The organism is Maritimibacter sp. (genome assembly GCF_016774595.1).
Classification (GTDB): Bacteria; Pseudomonadota; Alphaproteobacteria; order Rhodobacterales; family Rhodobacteraceae; genus Maritimibacter; species Maritimibacter alkaliphilus.
Window position 1 is genome coordinate 304,261 of sequence record NZ_JACBWT010000002.1, and the last position, 20,201, is coordinate 324,461.

General features: G+C 63.7%; 21 protein-coding genes. 9 read left to right on the plus strand and 12 right to left on the minus strand.

Going from position 1 to position 20,201, the window contains the following annotated elements:
- The first annotated feature begins 99 nt into the window (after window positions 1-99).
- Window positions 100-783, plus strand: a complete 684-nt coding sequence (locus HOY44_RS12675) for a response regulator (RefSeq protein WP_287434997.1) — start codon at window positions 100-102, stop codon at window positions 781-783.
- On the opposite strand, the gene HOY44_RS12680 is transcribed toward HOY44_RS12675, so the two are convergent.
- On the minus strand, window positions 784-1,503 hold the full coding sequence (locus HOY44_RS12680) for a GNAT family N-acetyltransferase (RefSeq protein ID WP_287434999.1): 720 nt from the start codon (window positions 1,501-1,503) through the stop codon (window positions 784-786).
- A 186-nt stretch (window positions 1,504-1,689) separates the two neighbouring features.
- On the opposite strand from HOY44_RS12680, the gene HOY44_RS12685 reads away from it, so the two are divergent.
- A complete protein-coding gene (locus tag HOY44_RS12685; RefSeq protein WP_287435001.1) occupies window positions 1,690-1,872 on the plus strand; it encodes a hypothetical protein in 183 nt (60 codons plus the stop codon).
- Between the two features lie 140 nt (window positions 1,873-2,012).
- Complete coding sequence (locus tag HOY44_RS12690; RefSeq protein ID WP_008331311.1) at window positions 2,013-2,489, plus strand: hemerythrin domain-containing protein; 477 nt, start codon at window positions 2,013-2,015, stop codon at window positions 2,487-2,489.
- A 58-nt stretch (window positions 2,490-2,547) separates the two neighbouring features.
- Here the strand turns inward: HOY44_RS12690 and HOY44_RS12695 are convergent, their stop codons facing one another.
- Window positions 2,548-3,057, minus strand: a complete 510-nt coding sequence (locus tag HOY44_RS12695) for a DUF1993 family protein (protein ID WP_287435004.1) — start codon at window positions 3,055-3,057, stop codon at window positions 2,548-2,550.
- A gap of 1 nt (window position 3,058) precedes the next feature.
- The gene (aspS, locus tag HOY44_RS12700) at window positions 3,059-4,837 is read right to left on the minus strand and encodes an aspartate--tRNA ligase (protein ID WP_287435006.1); all 1,779 of its coding nucleotides are present in this window, start codon (window positions 4,835-4,837) and stop codon (window positions 3,059-3,061) included.
- Window positions 4,838-5,100: 263 nt separating this feature from the next.
- Between aspS and HOY44_RS12705 the strand changes: the two genes are divergently transcribed.
- The 6 genes from HOY44_RS12705 to lfb1 all read left to right on the plus strand — a co-directional run bounded on the left by HOY44_RS12705 (window position 5,101) and on the right by lfb1 (window position 14,324).
- Window positions 5,101-6,336, plus strand: a complete 1,236-nt coding sequence (locus tag HOY44_RS12705) for an SAM-dependent methyltransferase (RefSeq protein ID WP_008331306.1) — start codon at window positions 5,101-5,103, stop codon at window positions 6,334-6,336.
- Window positions 6,337-6,414: 78 nt separating this feature from the next.
- Window positions 6,415-7,611, plus strand: coding sequence for a class I SAM-dependent methyltransferase (locus HOY44_RS12710; RefSeq protein WP_287435008.1), 1,197 nt, complete (start codon window positions 6,415-6,417; stop codon window positions 7,609-7,611).
- Window positions 7,608-8,849 carry a glycosyltransferase family 87 protein gene (locus tag HOY44_RS12715; protein ID WP_287435011.1) on the plus strand — a complete coding sequence of 414 codons (1,242 nt, stop codon included), beginning with the start codon at window positions 7,608-7,610 and terminating at the stop codon, window positions 8,847-8,849. The genes HOY44_RS12710 and HOY44_RS12715 overlap by 4 nt, the downstream gene beginning before the upstream one ends.
- A gap of 109 nt (window positions 8,850-8,958) precedes the next feature.
- Entirely contained in the window at window positions 8,959-12,228 is a 3,270-nt protein-coding gene (gene carB / locus HOY44_RS12720) for a carbamoyl-phosphate synthase large subunit (protein WP_287435013.1), read from the plus strand.
- A 303-nt stretch (window positions 12,229-12,531) separates the two neighbouring features.
- On the plus strand, window positions 12,532-13,935 hold the full coding sequence (locus HOY44_RS12725; protein WP_287435015.1) for an L-serine ammonia-lyase: 1,404 nt from the start codon (window positions 12,532-12,534) through the stop codon (window positions 13,933-13,935).
- 59 nt (window positions 13,936-13,994) lie between these two features.
- Window positions 13,995-14,324, plus strand: a complete 330-nt coding sequence (gene lfb1 / locus HOY44_RS12730; RefSeq protein WP_287435018.1) for an LIC10280 family protein — start codon at window positions 13,995-13,997, stop codon at window positions 14,322-14,324.
- Here the strand turns inward: lfb1 and HOY44_RS12735 are convergent, their stop codons facing one another.
- From HOY44_RS12735 to HOY44_RS12775, 9 genes are all read right to left on the minus strand, one after another.
- The gene (locus HOY44_RS12735) at window positions 14,325-14,963 is read right to left on the minus strand and encodes a sulfotransferase family 2 domain-containing protein (RefSeq protein WP_287435020.1); all 639 of its coding nucleotides are present in this window, start codon (window positions 14,961-14,963) and stop codon (window positions 14,325-14,327) included.
- Between the two features lie 109 nt (window positions 14,964-15,072).
- On the minus strand, window positions 15,073-16,440 hold the full coding sequence (rimO, locus tag HOY44_RS12740) for a 30S ribosomal protein S12 methylthiotransferase RimO (RefSeq protein ID WP_287437224.1): 1,368 nt from the start codon (window positions 16,438-16,440) through the stop codon (window positions 15,073-15,075).
- An 87-nt stretch (window positions 16,441-16,527) separates the two neighbouring features.
- Complete coding sequence (locus HOY44_RS12745) at window positions 16,528-16,872, minus strand: hypothetical protein (RefSeq protein ID WP_287435022.1); 345 nt, start codon at window positions 16,870-16,872, stop codon at window positions 16,528-16,530.
- Window positions 16,873-16,921: 49 nt separating this feature from the next.
- On the minus strand, window positions 16,922-17,179 hold the full coding sequence (locus HOY44_RS12750) for a hypothetical protein (RefSeq protein ID WP_287435024.1): 258 nt from the start codon (window positions 17,177-17,179) through the stop codon (window positions 16,922-16,924).
- A 78-nt stretch (window positions 17,180-17,257) separates the two neighbouring features.
- Entirely contained in the window at window positions 17,258-17,545 is a 288-nt protein-coding gene (locus tag HOY44_RS12755; RefSeq protein ID WP_287435026.1) for a hypothetical protein, read from the minus strand.
- A 153-nt stretch (window positions 17,546-17,698) separates the two neighbouring features.
- Window positions 17,699-18,055 (minus strand): hypothetical protein, encoded by a 357-nt coding sequence (locus HOY44_RS12760; protein WP_008331291.1) that lies wholly within the window; start codon window positions 18,053-18,055, stop codon window positions 17,699-17,701.
- A 91-nt stretch (window positions 18,056-18,146) separates the two neighbouring features.
- Window positions 18,147-18,512: a glyoxalase superfamily protein gene (locus HOY44_RS12765; RefSeq protein ID WP_287435028.1), complete on the minus strand. Its 366-nt coding sequence runs from the start codon at window positions 18,510-18,512 to the stop codon at window positions 18,147-18,149.
- A gap of 1 nt (window position 18,513) precedes the next feature.
- Window positions 18,514-19,098, minus strand: coding sequence for a GcrA family cell cycle regulator (locus HOY44_RS12770; RefSeq protein WP_008331288.1), 585 nt, complete (start codon window positions 19,096-19,098; stop codon window positions 18,514-18,516).
- A gap of 96 nt (window positions 19,099-19,194) precedes the next feature.
- Window positions 19,195-20,076 carry a DMT family transporter gene (locus tag HOY44_RS12775; protein ID WP_287435029.1) on the minus strand — a complete coding sequence of 294 codons (882 nt, stop codon included), beginning with the start codon at window positions 20,074-20,076 and terminating at the stop codon, window positions 19,195-19,197.
- Window positions 20,077-20,201 lie beyond the last annotated feature (125 nt).

A 20,201-nucleotide genomic window follows, 5' to 3' on the forward strand; every position in this document is an offset into this window, starting at 1 on the left:
AGGGCACGCAAGGCTCCGGCGAAAACGTCGCATCAGACCTTCGTGTTAACCGCCTGTTCACCGAATCAATGCGTGACTGTCGGGTGTAAGGAGGGCGCCATGCTCGATGATCTGTTTCCCGTTCAGCCGAAACCCACGGCCGCCAAACCGTTGTCGGGAATGACCGTGCTCGTGGTCGAGGACAGCCGTTTCGCGTCCGAGGCTTTGCGCCTGCTCTGCGTTCATTCCGGGGCGCGGGTGCGCCGGGCCGATTGCCTGACCTCGGCACGTCGCCACCTCAAGGTCTACCGCCCGAGTGTCGTGATCGTGGACCTCGGCCTGCCCGATGGGTCGGGCGAAGATCTGATCCGCGAACTCGACACCGCGATGCCGCGTGTTCCGGTGATCCTCGGCCTGTCCGGCGAACCGGATGGCGAAGACACGGCCCGCGCCGCCGGTGCCGACGGATTTCTGGCCAAGCCGGTCGAGGGTCTCGGGGCGTTCCAGATCGCCGTTCTGAACGCGCTGCCCGAGGCGGACCGCCCCACGGGCTTGCGCATGGTGCCGTCGGACGAGGTGCACCCGGACCATGCCGTGCTGGACGAAGACATCCTGAACGCCTGTGACCTGCTCGCGGCCGCGCGGTCGCGTGAAGACTACGACTATCTCGCGCATTTCCTGCACGGGCTGGCCCTCTCAGCCCATGACGGGGAACTGACCGCAGCGGTCGAAGCGATCCGGGAGGACCGGATCGACGAGGTCGAGGCGCTGCTGCGCAGACGTCTTGGCGTGGCCGAGGACTGATCAGCGCCTTAGGGCCGGGTCGGAGGCCACCCGAACCAGCGCGGTCAGATCGGCCAGACGTTCCTTCTGCCGACCGTCGCGGTCGAAATTGGCCGGGTTCAACCAGACACCGAACGCCTCTTTCAAGGCGGGCCATTCGCTGTCGATCACCGCGAACCACGCCGTGTCGCGATTGCGCCCCTTCACCACCATGTGCTGCCGGAACACGCCCTCGTAGCTGAACCCGAGCCGCTGGGCGGCACGGCGCGAGGCGAGGTTCAGCGCGTTGCACTTCCATTCATAGCGCCGATACCCGGCCTTGAACGCCCATTGCATCAGCAGGAACATGGTTTCGGTCGCGGCGGGCGTGCGTTGAAGCTCTGGCGAGAAGGTGATGAACCCGACTTCGATCGACCCGGCCTCGGGCGATATTCGCAAGAGCGAGCAGAACCCGACCCACTTGCCGCGCTGAACGTCGCGGATCGCGAAGAAATACGGATCGTTCTGCGCGGTCGCGTCGCGCATCCACCGATGAAAGGACGACGACGAGGCGAAGGGACCGACGGGCATGTAGTCCCACAATTCATCATGGCCGTCGAAGGCCCGAAACAGATCGGCGGCATGTTTGGCCGCGTCCAGAGGTTCGAGCGACACGAACCGCCCGTTCAGTGTCAGCCCGTCCGGGCGGGGCGGTGCGGTCCAACCGGTGACCTCGCGCCCCAGGTTCTTTTCGTCAGCCATGAAACCCTTGGAATATTAACCATTTTCTAAGGGGTATTGTGGAATGACTGCCCCTGTAAATCCCCCAAAGCGTGCCAATTGCGGCACCGGGGTTGCGCATTTCTGCCCTAATCGGGCGGCAGGTTGACGATACAGACGGACAAGGTGGTTCACAGGCACCGCGTCCGCCATGGTCAGGAGAGAATGATGCAAAACGTGTTCGAACGCTTCACCAACCAGAAAGACGGCAACGCCCTTGTGGACTGGGCCGTTCTGTTCACGGGTCTGGCGCTGATGGTCACGTCGATTGCACTGACGCTGTCGCATGGCCCCGACACGGTTTCGTCCGAAGCGGACGTCCCGGCGATCGTGGACCGGATGGCCGGCTGACAGCACGAAAATTCGAGGGACGGCGGCGCGGCTTGAAAAAGGCCGCGCCGTTTTTCGTTTCGTAACGTCGCAATCGGGAACCCGCCTGCGCGCCATCGCGTTATCCGCCCAACGACGATCAGCCACGTAAAGGACGAGCCATGCCCTCGATCTACGACGCCATCATCGCGGACCATGAAAAGCACCGCGACCTGCTGGATAAAATCGCCAATACCGAAGGCGACAGCCCGGAACGCCGCAAGGCGTGGAACGCGTTCTATTGCGACATCAAAAGCCACTCCGCCGCCGAAGAGGAAGAATTCTACTCCAAGCTCATGGCCGAGACCTGGGGGCAGGACGCCGCCCGCCACTCGGTCGCGGAACATCACGAGATGGACGAAATCGTGGAAGAGCTGAACGAGATGGACATGTCGTCGCCCGGCTGGCTGACCCGCTTCAAGACGCTCAAGCACGACTACGAGCATCACATGGAAGAGGAAGAAGACGAGGTCTTCACCCGCGCGAAAAAGGTCGTCGGCGAAGAAGATAACGACGCCTACGGCCAGCGTTTCCTTGATCGCAAGGAAAAGGAACTCGGGCTGGTCCAGAAGAAAAAAGAGGACCACCTCGAGGATTGAGGTCTAAAGGTGCACTTCAATCGGAGACGCCCGCGCATTGCCGCGGGCGTTTCTCGTTTCAGAACCGGAACCCCGGCGGATAGTCGTGCAGCCCGTCGAAATCGGCCTTGCCGATGTCCATGCCGCCCTGCCTGAGCACCGCGAACCCGATCGACAGGTGGAACATGAAATTGGGTATCGCGAACAGGTGCAGGAAATCCGCCCCGCGCTGGTCGAGATCCGCGAACCCTGCAAGGTGCCTGATGCGCCGCGCTTCGGCCCCCTCGAACGCGGCCGGGTCCATCGTCACCAGCCGCTCATGCGCGAAATCGATCCGGGTCAGAATGCCCTCACGATCCATTGCCGCGCTCGGGAACTCCGGCACCGGCTCACCGATCAGCGGAAAGGTCCCGCGCAACGAAAAGCCAGCCGCCGTCGCGAATTGCTGGGCCGCCGAAAACATATCCGGGGCGAGCTTGCCCTCCAGCAGTTCCGGTCGCCCGCGACAGGCGGACACCAGCCCGCGCGCCTGTTCGAGGTAGTGCAGGAAAACCGGCACCGAAGCCTGATAAAGCGCCGGTGCCGCCATGTCAGTCTTTGGGCTGCTCGATGACGCGCAGCGACAATTCGCGAAGCTGCTCGTTCGTCGGCTCGGACGGCGCGTCCATCATCAGGTCTTCGGCGCGCTGGTTCATCGGGAACATCATGACCTCACGGATGTTCGCCTCGTCGGCCAGCAGCATGACGATCCGGTCAATCCCGGCGGCACAGCCCCCGTGCGGCGGGGCGCCGTACTGGAACGCAGTGGCGAGACCGCCGAAGCGTTTCAGCACCTCTTCCTGTCCGTAACCCGCTTTCTCGAACACGCGGAACATGACCTCGCGCTTGTGGTTGCGGATCGCACCCGAAATCAGCTCATAGCCGTTGCAGGCGAGGTCGTATTGATAGCCCAGCACCGCCAGCGGATCGCCGTCGAGATCGTCGAGGTTCTGCGGCATCGAGAACGGGTTGTGCGAGAAATCGATGTCGCCGGTTTCCTCGTCCTTCTCGTACATCGGGAAATCCACGATCCATGCAAAGGCGAAACGGTCCATGTCGGTGAGGCCAAGCTCTTCACCGATCACGGTGCGCGCCTTGCCCGCCACACGCTCAAAGCTTTCGGGCTTGCCGCCGAGGAAGAACGCCGCATCGCCCACGCCAAGGCCAAGCTGCTCGCGGATCGCTTCGGTGCGCTCCGGGCCGATGTTCTTGGCGAGGGGGCCTGCGGCTTCCATGCCGTTGTCGCCGTCACGCCAGAAGATATAGCCCATCCCCGGCAGGCCCTCTTTCTGGGCGAACGCGTTCATCCGGTCGCAGAATTTGCGGCTGCCGCCACCGGGCGCGGGAATGGCGCGGATTTCGGTGCCGTCTTGTTCGAGCAGTTTCGCGAAGATCGCGAAACCGGAGCCCGCGAAATGTTCGCTGACGACCTGCATCTTGATCGGGTTGCGAAGGTCCGGCTTGTCGGTGCCGTACCACAGCGCCGAGTCGGCGTAGCTGATCTGCTCCCACGTCGTGTCGACCTTGCGGCCACCGCCGAACTCTTCGAACACGCCCTGAATGACCGGCTGGATCGTGTCGAAAATGTCCTGCTGCTCGACGAAACTCATTTCGAGGTCGAGCTGGTAGAAATCGGTGGGCGAGCGGTCGGCGCGCGGGTCTTCGTCGCGGAAGCACGGCGCGATCTGGAAATACTTGTCGAAGCCCGACACCATGATGAGCTGCTTGAACAGCTGCGGGGCCTGCGGCAGGGCATAGAACTTGCCGGGGTGCAGGCGCGACGGCACGAGGAAGTCGCGCGCGCCTTCGGGCGAGGAGGCCGTGATGATCGGCGTCTGGTATTCGCGGAAGCCCTGATCCCACATCCGCTTGCGCATCGACGCGATCACGTCCGAGCGCAGCGTGATGTTGCGCTGCATCTCTTCACGCCGCAGGTCGAGGTAGCGATAGCGCAGGCGGGTTTCTTCGGGATATTCCTGATCGCCGAACACCATGAGCGGCAGTTCCTGCGCGGCCCCCAGCACTTCCATGTCCTGAATGAACACTTCGATCTCGCCGGTGGGAAGCTTCGGGTTCACGAGGCTTTCGTCACGGGCCAGAACCTTGCCGTCGATGCGGATACAGTATTCCGAGCGGAGTTTCTCGACCTCAGCAAAGACCGGGCTGTCCTCGTCCGCCAGAATCTGCGTCACGCCGTAATGGTCGCGCAGGTCGATGAACAGAACGCCGCCGTGGTCGCGCACGCGATGCACCCAGCCCGACAGGCGGATGGTATCGCCCACGTTGGCCTTGGTCAGATCGGCACAGGTGTGGCTGCGATAGGCGTGCATGATGGTCCCTCGGGGTCGATTTCAGTCCGGGCCGATACACCTTGCGGCGGGGGTGAAGTCAAGCCCGACAGGGGGAAATGCACCGGAGTGGGAACCTTTGTGCGCAAAGGAACCTTTACAGAACAGACATTTTTGCCAAACATTAACGTGTGAGGCGGCGTTTCGGGTGGGATCTTTCCCGACAAGGGAACCGTTGCGGGAAAGAGCAGACACGCGATTTGGGAAGCCGGCGGGAAAGGCGCCGGCCAATCAGGGAGCCTGCTATGTGGACTGCTTTGCTTGACGTCATGCTGAAACATTTTTTCCGGCATGGCACACTTCACGTCACAATGCCCGACGGCACGTCGCACCGGTACGGGTCGGGTTCGCCGGAAACGCATGTTCGGGTCCGCGACAAGGGCATCATCAAGGACTTGGTGCTGAACCCCGAGCTTGCCATTGGCGAAGGCTATATGGACGGCCGGATCGAAATCGACGATCTGCGCGGGTTCTTCGCCGTCGCGATCCCGGCGATCTACAAGGCCGAGCGGCCGTGGTTCCAGAAGCCGCTGGATGTCACCAAGCAGATGTTCCGCAAGCTCGCGCAGTCCAACAGCCTGCTCAAGTCGCGCTCGAACGTGTCGCATCACTATGACCTGTCCGGTGAGCTTTACGATCTCTTCCTCGATGCCGACCGCCAGTATAGCTGCGCCTATTTCGCCCGGCCCGACATGACGCTGGACGAGGCGCAGGAGGCGAAGAAGCATCACATCGCGCACAAGCTGCGGATCGAACCGGGCATGAAGGTGCTCGACATCGGCTGCGGCTGGGGCGGCATGGCGCTGACCCTCGCGCGCGACTACGGCGCGCATGTGGTCGGTGTGACGCTGTCGAAGGAACAGCACGCCATCGCGGTGAAACGCGCCCAAGACGCTGGGCTGTCCGACCGGATCGACATCCGGCTTCAGGATTACCGCGACGTGACCGAGTCGTTCGACCGGATCGTGTCGGTCGGCATGTTCGAGCATGTGGGCGTTCCCTATTACGACCAATATTTCGGCAAGGTGAAGGATCTGCTCAAGGATGACGGCCTCGCGCTGATCCACACCATCGGGCATGTGGGGCCGCCGAATTATTCCGACCCGTGGATGGTGAAATACATCTTCCCCGGCGGCTATTCTCCGGCCCTGTCCGAAATGGTCGCGCCCATCGACAAGCACTACCTCGTCCTTCAGGATATCGAGGTTCTGCGCACGCATTATTCCAAGACGCTCGGTCACTGGCACGACCGTTTCATGGAAAAAGCCGACAAGGCCCGCGCGCTTTACGACGACCGCTTTGTGCGGATGTGGCGTTACTACCTGCTGGCGATGGAGGCGGCGTTCCGCGACGGATCGCTCCTCGTCTATCAGGTGCAGATCGGGAAAACCTTCACCGCAGCGCCAATCACACGCGATTATCTGTATCCCTACGAGGGCGAGGTGTCGGACAAGGACGCTTACGCGAAGGCGGCTGAATAACCGTCCGTTAACCGCTTTTACCTGTGCCCACTCGCGTCTAAGGTGCACGCCGACAGACAGACGCGAGCGGGACAATCAATGTTTGCAGGTATGCTCAGGCGCATGGTTCAGCGCCTCGTCACCGACGGTGACCTGACCATTTCATGGCCCGACGGGGTGCGCGAACGCTATGGCGATGGCACCGGCATGCCCGTCCATCTGCGCATCACCGATGCCGGGCTCATGAAGCGCCTGATGCAGAACCCAGAACTCGCGCTGGGCGAGGGGTATATGGAAGGCGGGCTGACCGTCGACGACGACGATCTCACCGGCTTTCTGCGCCTCATTTCGCGCAACGTCCGCAAGAACGGGTCGGGCCGGTTCTCGGCCGCGGCGGCGGGCGCGCGCACCGGGTTGCGCCGGATCGCCCAGCACAACCCGCTTTCGGTCGCCAAGCGCAATGTCGAAGTGCATTACGACCTGCCGACCGAACTTTACAAACTCTTCCTCGATCAGAACCTGCAATATACCTGCGGCTATTTCCGCGAACCCGATATGGATATCGACGCGGCCCAGATCGCCAAGATGGACCACATCGGGAAAAAGCTGCTGATCGAGCCGGGGATGCGCGTGCTCGACATCGGGTCCGGCTGGGGCGGGCTGTCGATCCATCTCGCTAAGAATTTCGGCGCGCAGGTCACGGGGGTCACACTCTCAAAAGAGCAACTGGCCGAAGCCGAAAGGCGAGCCGAGGCCGCAGGGGTCGCGGACAAGACCGATTTCCGCCTGATGGATTACCGCCATCTCGACGAGACCTTCGACCGCGTCGTGGTGGTCGGCATGATGGAGCATGTGGGCCAGCCGCAATACCCCGTCTTCATGAATCAGATTTCCAACGTGCTCGCCCCGGACGGCGTCGCGCTGGTCCACACCATCGGGCGCACCACGCCGCCCGGCCAAACCTCGCCCTTCATTCACAAGTATATCTTCCCCGGCGGCTATATCCCGGCCATGTCCGAAGTCATGTCGGTCGTCGAGAAAACCGACCTGCTGCCCACGGACATCGAGGTCTGGCGCGACCACTACATCCGCACCATGCAGGCATGGAAGGCGCTGTTCGACGAACACGTGGACACCGTGCGCGAGATGTTCGACGACAGGTTCGTCCGCATGTGGCGCTATTACCTGACGGCCTCCGAGATGAGTTTCTCGGAGCTTGGGCTTGTCATCTTCCAGTTCCAACTGGCACATAATCAGCACGCCGTTCCGACCAATCGCGAGTATCTTTATCCATGACCCGTGACGCCCTGATTGCCGCGCTGATCGCCGGGGTCTGGGCCGTCGCCATTGTCATGCTGAACTGGGGGTCGTGGAAGATCGACCTGTCCGCGATCTACTACGCTGCGCGCTCGTTCGGAGAAGGGCTTCCGGCCCTCGTTTACGACGCGGGGCCGCGCCCCTTCCTGACCGACCCGCCGGTCGAGTGGATAAACTGGGCGCAGGGGGAGGGGTTCTCGGCCCCGCAGTTCACGCCCTATCTCTACCCGCCGCTCTGGGCCGCCGCACTTGCACCCGCCGCCACCTCGGTCGGCGCTCAGGTCTTTTTCGACATTTCGCTGGTGCTGAACGCTGCCGCGACGGTTTGGATGGTGTGGCTCGCCTGGCGGCTGATGCGCCCGATCCAGATCGGCCCAGTGGGCTGGGCGCTGTTGTCCTTCGCGCTGATGATCGCGACCGCACCGGGATACATGGCGTTCTGGTTCGGGCAGCCGCAGGTCATCGTCTCGGCCTTCATCCTCGCCTCGTTCGTGGCGCTGGTCGAAAAACGCGACATCCTTGCAGGTGGGTTCCTCGCGCTGGCGGCCATGGCCAAAATCTCGCCCGTGCTGCTGGCGCTCATCTTCATCATGGAGAAGCGGTGGACGGCGCTCGCCAGCTTCGCCGTTTTCATGGCTGTCCTGTTCCTCGCCTCCATTGGCACCGCCGGTTGGGCGCTGCACCCCGAACTCGTCGCCAAACTGGCCGCAATCGAGGCGCAGATTCTCATCAGCCCGCTCAACGTGTCGCTCGAACAGGCGTTCTACTATGCCCGCTATATGCTGACGGGCGAAGGCGACCTGACCGTGCGGCCCCACATGGTGCCGGAAACCGCGTGGATCGCCTGGCTGACCCGTGGCTTTCTGATCGCGGCCACGGCGGCGCTCTGGTGGGGCACCCGCAATCTCGCCCTTCGGCTCAGGCTCTGGACGCGGCTTATGGGGCTTGTCCTGATCACGCTGCTCGCCAATCCGCTGGGCTGGGTCCACTACCTGATCCTCCCGCTGATCCTGTTGCCGGGCCTGATCGAAGTCCTCCCTCGGCGCGTCGCGATCCTCGGAATCGCCCTGATCGCGCTGCCCCTCAGCCTGCCGGTGTTCATCTATTTCGGCGATACGCGCGGCATTGGCCTGCTCCCCGTCCTGCTCAACACCGGCGCGACGCTCGTCATGCTGGGCTTCGTGGTGCTTGCGGCCCGGCGCGAAGCGAACCCATAGGGGATTTTCAAGAAACCCCCCTTGCCCCCGAACGCCTCGTGTCTATAACCCACGACAATTTGCGGACCGGGCCACCCGGGCGCCGCTGGCCCTTTGCCGAGGTGACGTCATGCCGAAAAGAACCGACATCCAGTCCATCATGATTATCGGCGCGGGCCCCATCATTATCGGGCAAGCCTGCGAATTCGATTACTCCGGGGCGCAAGCCTGCAAGGCGCTGCGCGAAGAGGGTTACCGCGTCATCCTCGTGAATTCGAACCCGGCGACGATCATGACCGATCCGGGTCTGGCCGACGCCACCTACATCGAACCGATCACGCCCGAGATCGTCGCCAAGATCATCGCCAAGGAAAAGCCCGACGCGCTTCTGCCGACGATGGGCGGGCAGACCGGGCTGAACACCGCACTGGCGCTTGCCGACATGGGCGTGCTCGAAGAACACGGCGTCGAACTGATCGGAGCCAAACGCGAAGCCATTGAAATGGCGGAAGATCGCAAGCTCTTCCGCGAGGCGATGGATCGTCTGGGCATCGAGAACCCGCGCGCCACCATCGTCACCGCGCCCAAGAAAGCCGACGGCAAGGCTGACCTTGAGAAGGGCGTTCAGATCGCGCTCGAAACGCTCGAGGAAATCGGCCTGCCCGCGATCATCCGCCCGGCCTTTACCTTGGGCGGCACCGGGGGCGGCATCGCCTATAACCGCGAGGAATACATCTATTACTGCCGCTCGGGGATGGATGCCTCGCCGGTGAACCAGATCCTCGTCGACGAGTCGCTCCTTGGCTGGAAAGAATTCGAGATGGAGGTCGTGCGCGACAAGGCCGACAACGCCATCATCGTCTGCGCCATCGAAAACGTGGACCCGATGGGCGTCCACACCGGCGATTCCATCACCGTCGCGCCCGCGCTCACGCTGACCGACAAGGAATACCAGATCATGCGCACGCACTCGATCAACGTGCTGCGCGAGATCGGGGTGGAAACCGGCGGCTCCAACGTCCAATGGGCGGTGAACCCGGAAAACGGCCGGATGGTCGTGATCGAGATGAACCCGCGCGTGTCGCGCTCGTCCGCGCTGGCGTCGAAAGCCACGGGCTTTCCCATCGCAAAGATCGCCGCGAAACTGGCCGTCGGCTATACGCTGGACGAGCTCGACAACGACATCACCAAGGTCACGCCGGCCTCGTTCGAGCCGACCATCGACTATGTCGTCACCAAGATCCCGAAATTCGCCTTCGAGAAATTTCCCGGCTCCGAGCCGGCGCTGACCACCGCGATGAAATCGGTGGGCGAGGCGATGGCGATCGGTCGCACGATCCACGAATCGCTGCAAAAGGCGCTCGCGTCGATGGAATCGGGCCTCACCGGTTTCGACGAGGTCGAAATCGAGGGCGCGCCGGACAAGGCCGCCGTCATCGCGGCGCTATCGAAAAAGACCCCCGACCGGATGCGCACCATCGCGCAAGCGATGCGCCACGGCCTGTCGGATGACGAGATTTTCGGCGTCACCCAGTTCGACCCGTGGTTCCTTGCCCGTATCCGCGAAATCGTCGAGGCCGAGGATCGTGTGCGCCACGACGGCCTCCCGGTGACGGAAGAGGGCCTGCGCGAACTCAAAATGATGGGCTTCTCCGACGCCCGCCTCGCGATCCTCACGGGCCGCGACGAAGGTCAGGTGCGCCGCGCGCGCCAGAACCTCGGCGTCAACGCCGTGTTCAAGCGGATCGACACCTGCGCCGCCGAATTCGAAGCGCAGACGCCCTATATGTATTCCACCTACGAAGTCCCGATGATGGGCGAGGTGGAATGCGAAGCGCGGCCGTCTGATCGGAAAAAGGTCGTCATCCTCGGCGGTGGTCCGAACCGGATCGGGCAGGGGATCGAGTTCGATTACTGCTGCTGTCACGCCTGTTTCAGCCTGACCGACGCGGGATACGAGACCATCATGGTCAACTGTAACCCCGAGACGGTTTCGACCGACTACGACACCTCGGACCGCCTGTACTTCGAGCCGCTCACCTTCGAGCACGTCATGGAAATCCTGCGCGTCGAGCAGGAAGCCGGGACACTTCACGGTGTCATCGTCCAGTTCGGCGGCCAGACCCCGCTGAAACTCGCGAACGACCTGTCAGCGGCGGGTATCCCGATCCTCGGCACTTCGCCGGACGCGATCGACCGCGCCGAAGACCGCGAGCGGTTCCAGGACCTCGTGAACAAGCTGGACCTGAAGCAGCCGAAGAACGGCATCGCCCATTCGGATGAGGAAGCCCTTGAGATCGCCGAAAGCATCGGTTTCCCGCTGGTGATCCGCCCGTCCTACGTTCTGGGCGGTCGCGCCATGGAAATCGTGCGCGATATGGACGGGCTCAAGCGATATATCCGTGATGCCGTGGTCGTGTCCGGTGACAGCCCGGTTCTTCTCGACAGCTACCTGTCCGGCGCGGTCGAGATCGACGTCGACGCGCTGTGTGACGGAAAGTCCGTCCACGTCGCCGGGATCATGCAGCACATCGAAGAGGCGGGCGTTCACTCCGGCGACAGCGCCTGTTCGCTACCGCCCTATTCCCTGTCCGACGAGATCATCGACGGGCTTAAGCGCCAGTCCGAGGCGCTTGCGCTGGAGCTTGGTGTCGTCGGGTTGATGAACGTGCAGTTCGCGGTGAAGGATGGCGAGATTTACCTGATCGAAGTGAACCCCCGCGCCTCGCGGACCGTGCCTTTCGTGGCGAAAGCCGTGAACTCGCCCATCGCATCGATCGCCGCGCGCGTGATGGCGGGTGAGACGCTGGACAACTTCGACCTGATCGACCCGCTGATCGACAAATACGCGGTAAAAGAGGCGGTCCTGCCCTTCGCCCGCTTCCCCGGCGTCGACACGCTGCTTGGCCCGGAAATGCGCTCGACCGGCGAGGTGATGGGATCGGACAAAAGCTTTGCCCGCGCCTTCCTCAAGGCGCAGCTTGGCGCGGGCACGATGCTGCCCACCGAGGGCACCGTGTTCTTTTCGATCAAGGACGCCGACAAGACCGACGAAATGGTCGAGACCGCCCAAATCCTGCGCGACATGGGTTTCACCATCATGGCCACCTCCGGCACCGCCAAGTTCCTGAACGACGCGGGCATCGAAACCGAAGTCGTGCGCAAGCAATACGAAGGCGGGCGCACCATCGTCGACATTATGAAGGATGGCCTCGTCCAGCTCGTGATGAACACGACCGAGGGCGCGCAGGCGGTCGAGGACAGCCGCACGATGCGCTCGGTCGCGCTTTACGACAAGATCCCCTACTTCACCACGGCGGCGGCAAGCCACGCGGCGGCCCGCGCGATGCAATCGCGGCTCGAGGGCGAATTGGAGGTGGAGGCGCTGCAAAGCGCCTGACGCCGATCAAGTCGGGAAAACGCAAAAGGGGCGGCCTTGATCGGGTCGCCCTTTTTTCGTGCCTGAATGCGCGGCGTTAACGAATTTGCGGTCGGAGAGTGACTCAAGTCATTGAAAGTAAACGTTTTCATTCGCACTAGGATACTAGAATCCTAGTATTCTGGTATCCTGAACCAGACCATCCGCACCCCACGCCGCGCCACGGCGCCCCCCCCCCACGCCGCACGCCCAGAATGTCGGTTTATCCTGAGCGGATGTCGCGCCCCTCCTGTCACGCCGCGCCCGTCCCGTTATGCTTGCCCCATGTTCATTTCGGTATTCGACATCTTCAAACGCGGCATCGGCCCCTCCTCGTCTCACACGATGGGTCCGATGGTGGCCGCTGTCCGCTTTCTCGACGCCCTGCGGAGCGACGAACGCATCCCGGGCGCGGGCGACATGGCCGGTCTTCGTGTCAGCCTGCACGGCTCGCTCGCCTGGACGGGCAAGGGGCACCATACGGATCGTGCGGTGATCCTGGGCCTGCTCGGCGAGCGGCCCGAGACGTTGGACCCGGACCGGGGCGACGCACTGATTGCGCAACTCGCCAAGTCGCGCAGCCTCACGCCCGAGGGCCTGCCGCCGCTCAGGTTCGACCCTGAAACCGACGTCGAATTCGACTTCGGCCGGCCGCTCGAACACCACGCCAACGGCATGATCTTCCGGGCCTTCGACGGGGCGGGGAACCCTTACATGACCACCGCCTATTTCTCGGTCGGCGGCGGTTTCGTCATGACCGAGGCCGAGCTCACCGCCGAACACTCCACCTCGCTGTCCGATCAGAAACGCGCGCTGGGCTATCCCTATCCCTTCGGCTCCGCGGCCCAGATGCTCGCCATGGGCAAGCGCGCAGGGCTGACGATTGCCCAGATGAAGCGCGCCAACGAAGAGGCGAACGGGATCGCCGATCTCGACGCGGGCCTCGACGCGCTGGCGGACGCGATGATGGACTGTATCGACCGGGGCTTCGCGAACGAGGGCATTCTGCCGGGCGGCCTGAACGTGAAGCGCCGGGCGAAGAAGCTGCACGACGAACTCACCGCAACGAAATTCTCCAACCGCAACGCCCCGCATGTGGTGAATGACTGGATCTCGGCCTACGCCATGGCGGTGAACGAGGAAAACGCCGCCGGGGGCCGGGTCGTGACCTCGCCCACGAACGGCGCCGCCGGCACGCTCCCGGCCGTGCTGCGCTACTGGCGCGATCACATGGCGGACGAGGTGACGGAGGAAAAGCGGCGGGACTTCCTGCTGACCGCCGCCGCCATCGGGGGGCTTATCAAGGCCAACGCTTCGATCTCGGGGGCAGAGGTCGGCTGTCAGGGTGAGGTCGGATCGGCCTCTGCCATGGCCGCCGCCGGTCTGTGCGCGGCCCTTGGTGGCACGAACGAACAGATTGAAAACGCAGCCGAAATCGCGCTGGAACATCACCTCGGCATGACCTGCGACCCGGCCAAGGGCCTTGTTCAGGTGCCGTGCATCGAACGCAATGCGATGGGCGCGATCAAAGCGGTGTCCGCGGCTTCCCTCGCCCTGCGCTCGGACGGCGAACACATCCTGCCGCTCGACAATTGCATCCGCGTGATGATGGAGACGGGCCGCGACATGGACGTGCGCTACAAGGAAACCTCGCAGGGCGGTATCGCGGTCAACCTGCCGGAGTGCTGAGGCTTGCCAGACTCCGGTGCGCTGCTACCCTTGGGCACGTATTTCCAAGGAGCCATGCCATGATCCCTCGACTTGTCCTCGCCGCGCCCTTTGCGCTGATCGCCAGCCTCGCTGCCGCCGACGTCACGGGCAGCTACACCGCCCAAGGGCGCAACCCGGATGGCAGCGCCTATTCCGGCTCGGCCGAACTGGTGCAGGAAGATGGGTTCGTTTCGATCCGCTGGACCATCGGGGGGCAGACCTACACCGGGCAGGGGCCGTTGAACGGCGATGTCGTGACGATCGACTGGGGCAGTTCGGCTCCGCTCGTCTACGTCATCATGCCGGACGGCGAGTTGCACGGGACATGGGCGGACGGCACCGCGCTCGACAAGCTCATCCCGCGCTGACTACGCGGCGACGAGAAACCCCGAGAACGCCTCGTAATCCGTCGCCGCCTCGGCCCGGATGATGGCACGGGTTTCGGGCTTGAGATCGCGCATCTTGAGCGGCTCGTGCGACACGGCCTGCGCGGGCGCCGGGAGCGTGATGCGCCGCCCGGTCATGCAGGACAGATCGGACACGACCTCGCCAAGCCGGCCTGCATCGTAGATGTGGTCATAGGCGCCAAGGTCGGGTCCGGTGAAGACCATCTGTTTCATCGCGTGATGCTTGATCGCGAAGGAGGCCGCGCGATAGCGGTCGAGGTTCTGGAAGAAAAAGTCCGGGTCGGGCCGCGTCGGCATGTCGATCCGGCCCCGGCGCACGTCGGCGGCATAGGCGAGCACGTCACGCCCGAGGATCAGGTCCGTATAGACGGCCAGCAGGCGCTCGATCGGGTCGCGGATGACGGTGAACCGCCAGAAGTCGGCCGAGCGGGCGAAGGTCTCGGAATTGAAGCGGCGGGTCGGCATGTGATTGTGGACCCAGGCCGGATCGTCGGCCTCGGGCAGGGTCTCGCCAAGCGTCGCCAGAGCGGTCTTGACCACCGTGCTGCCCGCTTTCGGCACCGGCGCATAGGCCAGCTCGAACTCCTCGAAATCCACCATCGGATGATCCTCGTCTTTCCCTTCGCAAACAGGGTTAAGCGGGGATTAAGGCGCGTTCTGGACTAAATCGGACAGAAATCGGGGTATTGTTTCAGGGCGCAGGGCTGGCTCAGGCCAGCCGCCCCCACAGATCGTATTCGCCCGCCTCGTCCACGATGACCGAAACGATCTGACCCGGTTTCAGGTCTTCGTGGCCTTCGTCGATGAACAGGCAGCCGTCGATCTCTGGCGCGTCGGCCTTGGTGCGGCAGGTGGCGGCGTCTTCCTCGACCTCGTCCACGATGACCTCGATGGTCTTGCCCACCTTGGCGGCGAGCTTCGCCTCGGAAATCGCCTGTGCTTTCTCCATGAACCGATGCCAACGCTCTTCCTTCACCTCGTCCGGCACATGGTCCGGCAGGGCGTTCGACCGCGCGCCATCGACGTTTTCGTACTGGAAACACCCGACCCGGTCGAGTTGCGCCTCGTCCATCCAGTCGAGCAGCACCTGAAACTCGTCCTCGGTTTCGCCGGGATAGCCGACGATGAAGGTGGAGCGGAGCGAAATGTCGGGGCAGATCTCGCGCCACGCCGCGATCTCGTCCAGCGTGCGCGCCGCCGCCGCAGGCCGTGCCATGCGTTTCAAGACGCCCGTGTCGGCATGTTGGAACGGAATGTCGAGATAGGGCAGGATCAGCCCCTCGGCCATCAGCGGGATCAGCTCGCGCACATGCGGGTAGGGGTAGACATAGTGCAGCCGCACCCAAGCCCCGAGCGACCCCAGATCGCGGGCGAGGTCGGTGATATGGGCGCGGTGCCCCCGCTCTTCAGCGTATTTCAGGTCGAGCCCGTAGGCTGATGTATCCTGCGAAATGACGAGGAGTTCCTTGACCCCGGCCTCGACCAGTTTCTCGGCCTCGCGCACGATCGCATGGGCCGGGCGCGATTGGAGTTTGCCGCGCATGTCCGGGATGATGCAGAACTTGCAGGCGTGGTTGCAGCCCTCGGAAATCTTCAGATAGCTGTAGTGGCGCGGGGTCAGCGTCACCCCGGTCGCGGGCAAAAGATCGACGAACGGGTCGGGCTGGGGCGGGACGGCCTTGTGCACCGCATCCAGAACCTGCTCGTACTGGTGCGGGCCGGTGACCGCCAGAACGCTCGGGTGCGCGCCGGTGATATACTCCGGGTCGGCGCCGAGACAGCCGGTGACCAGCACCCGCCCGTTCCGGTTCAGCGCCTCGCCAATTGCCTCGAGGCTTTCGGCCTTGGCGCTGTCGAGAAACCCGCAGGTGTTCACGATGACCGCATCCGCGCCCGCGTAATCCGGGCTGATCGCATAGCCCTCGGCCCGCAGGCGGGTGAGGATGCGTTCGCTGTCCACCAGCGCCTTGGGGCAGCCAAGGCTGACCATGCCGATTTTGGGCTGGCCGGGGCGCGAGTCTTCGCGCAGCACGGCACGGGCGAGGTCGGGGCGAAGATCGGGCGGGTTCGTGGACATCAGCGGGATATACGCGCTGGCGTGGCTTGTGGAAAGGGGCACGATCCCGCGCCGCGTCCGCCTCGGCGCCGGGCCGCTGGCAAGTGCCTATTCCGAAACGTCCTCGAGCCGGGGCGAGGTCGCCGCCGCACTTTCGACCACCTGCCCGGCACGTGCCGTGGCATTGGCCAGATACCGTTGCACCGTCTGGGCGCACCCGCCTTTGCACGGCACGAACTCGCTGCCGATCTTCACTTCCTGACCGGCCGGCACCCAGCTTTCCACGACATTTCCCGACACCCGGACAAGCTCCACTCTCTGCACTTCCCAGATGTCGAATTTCTGGCCGTTCACGGTGACGGTGTTGCCGGTCCGATAGGTCCGCGTTTCGCCGAGGTCGCAGGCCGCGAGCGCCATGAGCGCGCCGAGGGCAAGAATGGAAATTTGCTTCAATATCGCCTCCTGAAATGAACAGTGCCCGAACGTGGGCCGAAGAAACCGATCACTTCACCAGTTCGCGAAAGACCGCCTTTCCGCAGTCCGGTTCGCATTGCAGGAACTTGTCGCCGACCCGGACGACCTCGGCCGTGGTGACCTTGGGCAAGCCGCCATAGGTGTTGGTCACTTCGGCCTTCAACGCGTAGATGTCGTAGGGGACACCATCGTGGATGACGGCGCGGCCGGTCTTTTCATAGGTCCAGCTGTCGGTGCAGCCGACCAGTGTCACGGCGAATGCGGCGAGCGCGGCCAGTCGTATCATGCGCGATCCTCCCCCGGTGCAGGTGAACCTTAAACGGCGAAGAGATTCGGCGCAAACTTGGGGCCGGGTCGGGGCCGCCTAGGGTTGGCGCGTATAGGGACCGGCGAACCGGATAAGCAGGTCGGGGTCCGGCTTTGCCGCGTAGCGCAGAATGGCCGCATCGCATGACGGGGTGCAGGCCACATACCCGCCGTCGACGCGCACGACGATCTCCGCTGCCTGCGCCCCCGCGGGGCGAGCGTCCTGTGCGATGGCGACCGGATAGGTGGTGCTGCCCTGCACCACGACATGACCTGTCGGAATGATCGCGCGAGGGGTGTCGCAGCCGATCAGGAGCAGGCAGGGGATGAGGGCCAGACCACGCATGTGGTCGAGCAAGGCAGATGGTTACGAATTCGTAAACGGGGGATCGTGGACCGTGGTAAACGACGACGCTTGATTGTTTCCGATGTGGAAACAAATGCCATCAGCCGGGCGCGTCGCCCGGCAAATGTCGCGCAATTGATCGGTCTGTTCGACCTAGCGAACGATGTAGGTATCCTCGGACGACGGCAGACCCGGCACGCCGTAGTGGCGCGCGACGGTGCCCTGACAATCGGATTGCGGACAATCCATCATCTCGCCCTCGATCATCACGTAATGGCGCGTGTCGATCACGGTGCCGGTGTCGGTATCGACCTGATGTTCGGTATAGGTTTCGTAATCGCTACCGTCGAATGTGGTGGCGCCACCGACGACCATCATGCCGCCCTTGGTGCTCGCCACGGCGATCTGATTGCCGCCGGTCTCGTGCAAGGTGATGGCGTGATCCTTGGGCGCGAACAGTGCGCAGCCGCCCAATACGAAGGCGACGGGTAATGCCAGAATGACTTTCATGAACCTGCTCCCTGAAATGGATGGTTAATGAAAGGATACGGTCGGGATCGGATTCGAAGCAACGCCGGATTTGGAAACAATCGGCTTGGGCCTAGTCCTTGGACTGCCAGAAGATGATGCGATTTCCGAACGGGTCGTTCAGCATGACTTCGCTGGCCCCCCAGCTTTGGTGCTGAATTCCGGGGCGCAGGCGCTTGTGGCCGCGTTCCGTGATCTCGGCATGGAACGCTTCGATGTCGCCAACCTCGATCCGAACCGCGCTGCCGGGTGCGGCGTCGCCGTGATGCTCGGACAGGTGCAACTCGCAGTCGCCGCGCTTGACGCTCATGTAAAGCGGCAGATCGGGGGCGAAGCGGTGCTCGAATACCACCTCGAAACCCAGGTAACGCAGGTAGAAATCCCGCGCCTCGGCCTCGGAGAACGAGCGCAGGATCGGAACCGCAGCGCCCGCCTTCATATCAGCGTTTCCGGTCACGACGCGAGGACATGGGCTGGAACGCCACGCCCACATGCGCCTCGCAATACGGCTTGCCCTGCTGGACCGGCAGGCCGCAGAACCAGAAATCCTCGGTCGCGGGGTCGCCCACGGGCCATTTGCAGGTCCGCTCGGTCAGTTCCAGAAGCGACAGCTTCTTGGCCGACTTCTCGATCTCCGACACCTTTTTCAGCGCCTCCGGGCTGATCTCGTTCGCGCTGGGCTGCGGCGGGAGCGGCTGACCGGCGGGGATGATCTGCTTGCGCGCAGGCGTCACCGGCTTGGCGGCAGGCGCGGCCTCGGCGGCGGCAGGCTCGGCCTTCGGCTCCGCCGCTTTCGCGGTCGCGGGCTTCTTCGCGGCGGGCTTGGCTGCCGGTTTTTCCTTGGCCGGGGCCTTGGCGGTCGTCGCCGGGCTGCCGCCTGCGCGGTTGGACAGACCAAGCCGATGCACCTTGCCGATCACGGCATTGCGGGTCACGCCGCCCAGTTCCTTGGCGATCTGGCTCGCCGACTGGCCCTCGGACCACATCTTTTTCAGGGTTTCGACTCGTTCGTCTGTCCAGGACATCGCGTTTCCTCGTGGGCCTGATCGGGCCGTATCTAGCGTCAGGCGCGTATTCTAGCCACCGGGGCCGGGGTTACAAGGTGAAGGCCGCTATATGGATCAACCGGGCGCACGTTTCAACCGTCCCTCGCGCCACGCCAGCAGTGCGCCGCCCGCCACGATGACGCCCGCGCCAAGCGCGCTGGTCGCGGTGGGCCATGTGCCGAAAACGATCCCGTCGTAAAGCGCGGCGAACACGAGCGTGGCGTAGAAGAACGGCGAGGCGAAGCTCGCATCCGCTCGGCGCATCGCCTGAATGAAACAGGTCTGGGCCAGTGCCATGACGAACCCGATCCCCGCCAGCACCGCCCAAGTGCGCGCATCCGGCATCTGCCACACCCACAGGACCGAGGCGGCGATGGTCGCGATGGTCAGACCCATGCCGTTGTTGATGAGCAGGATCTGAAGCGGCCCCTCGCGGTCGCTGAGAAACTTGATGAGCGTGATCTCGAACGCCATGAACCCCGCCGCCGCCAGCGCTAAGAGAGCGCCGGGCTCGATCGTGCCGGTGCCGGGGCGCAAGAGGATCGCACCACCGGTGAGGGTGATCGCCGCCGCCGTCCAGCGCCACGGGCCGATCCGCTCACCCAGGATCGGGATGGCGAGGAACATCGCGAAGACCGGATTGAGAAACGAGATCGCCGTCGCATCGCCCAATGGGATGAACTGCACCGCCGCGAAGGTCAGCGAAATCCCCGCCCAGCCCGAGAACGAGCGCCCGGCATGAACCGCCCACTTGGGCCGCGTGTAGCGCGGGCGCAGGATCAGGTTGGCCGCCGCGATCCCCAGAAAAGCGAACAGGAACCGCCCGTGGCTGACCTGAAGCGGATGCAGCCCGGCCTCGCCCGCGACCTTGGCCAAAAGCGTCGTTCCCGCCACCAGCGCGGCAGCGAGCAGCATGAAGCCCACGGCGGCGAGCGGTTGTTGCTGGGTCGGGGTCATGCGGTGGCCACGTCGAAATCATAAAGGGTCATCGCCCCATACGCCCGGTTCGTGGCCGAGGAAAGAGATGGACTTTCGCCCCGGACCGAAGTATCGCCGCACCCATGAACGCACGGACCCATACC

Excerpts from the sequence above, each read along its gene's own strand:
- HOY44_RS12675 (WP_287434997.1), top strand. The coding sequence starts at position 100 with ATGCTCGATGATCTGTTTCCCGTTCAGCCGAAACCCACGGCCGCCAAA.
- HOY44_RS12680 (WP_287434999.1), bottom strand. The coding sequence starts at position 1,503 with ATGGCTGACGAAAAGAACCTGGGGCGCGAGGTCACCGGTTGGACCGCA.
- HOY44_RS12685 (WP_287435001.1), top strand. The coding sequence starts at position 1,690 with ATGCAAAACGTGTTCGAACGCTTCACCAACCAGAAAGACGGCAACGCC.
- HOY44_RS12690 (WP_008331311.1), top strand. The coding sequence starts at position 2,013 with ATGCCCTCGATCTACGACGCCATCATCGCGGACCATGAAAAGCACCGC.
- HOY44_RS12695 (WP_287435004.1), bottom strand. The coding sequence starts at position 3,057 with ATGGCGGCACCGGCGCTTTATCAGGCTTCGGTGCCGGTTTTCCTGCAC.
- aspS (WP_287435006.1), bottom strand. The coding sequence starts at position 4,837 with ATGCACGCCTATCGCAGCCACACCTGTGCCGATCTGACCAAGGCCAAC.
- HOY44_RS12705 (WP_008331306.1), top strand. The coding sequence starts at position 5,101 with ATGTGGACTGCTTTGCTTGACGTCATGCTGAAACATTTTTTCCGGCAT.
- HOY44_RS12710 (WP_287435008.1), top strand. The coding sequence starts at position 6,415 with ATGTTTGCAGGTATGCTCAGGCGCATGGTTCAGCGCCTCGTCACCGAC.
- HOY44_RS12715 (WP_287435011.1), top strand. The coding sequence starts at position 7,608 with ATGACCCGTGACGCCCTGATTGCCGCGCTGATCGCCGGGGTCTGGGCC.
- carB (WP_287435013.1), top strand. The coding sequence starts at position 8,959 with ATGCCGAAAAGAACCGACATCCAGTCCATCATGATTATCGGCGCGGGC.
- HOY44_RS12725 (WP_287435015.1), top strand. The coding sequence starts at position 12,532 with ATGTTCATTTCGGTATTCGACATCTTCAAACGCGGCATCGGCCCCTCC.
- lfb1 (WP_287435018.1), top strand. The coding sequence starts at position 13,995 with ATGATCCCTCGACTTGTCCTCGCCGCGCCCTTTGCGCTGATCGCCAGC.
- HOY44_RS12735 (WP_287435020.1), bottom strand. The coding sequence starts at position 14,963 with ATGGTGGATTTCGAGGAGTTCGAGCTGGCCTATGCGCCGGTGCCGAAA.
- rimO (WP_287437224.1), bottom strand. The coding sequence starts at position 16,440 with ATGTCCACGAACCCGCCCGATCTTCGCCCCGACCTCGCCCGTGCCGTG.
- HOY44_RS12750 (WP_287435024.1), bottom strand. The coding sequence starts at position 17,179 with ATGATACGACTGGCCGCGCTCGCCGCATTCGCCGTGACACTGGTCGGC.
- HOY44_RS12755 (WP_287435026.1), bottom strand. The coding sequence starts at position 17,545 with ATGCGTGGTCTGGCCCTCATCCCCTGCCTGCTCCTGATCGGCTGCGAC.
- HOY44_RS12760 (WP_008331291.1), bottom strand. The coding sequence starts at position 18,055 with ATGAAAGTCATTCTGGCATTACCCGTCGCCTTCGTATTGGGCGGCTGC.
- HOY44_RS12765 (WP_287435028.1), bottom strand. The coding sequence starts at position 18,512 with ATGAAGGCGGGCGCTGCGGTTCCGATCCTGCGCTCGTTCTCCGAGGCC.
- HOY44_RS12770 (WP_008331288.1), bottom strand. The coding sequence starts at position 19,098 with ATGTCCTGGACAGACGAACGAGTCGAAACCCTGAAAAAGATGTGGTCC.
- HOY44_RS12775 (WP_287435029.1), bottom strand. The coding sequence starts at position 20,076 with ATGACCCCGACCCAGCAACAACCGCTCGCCGCCGTGGGCTTCATGCTG.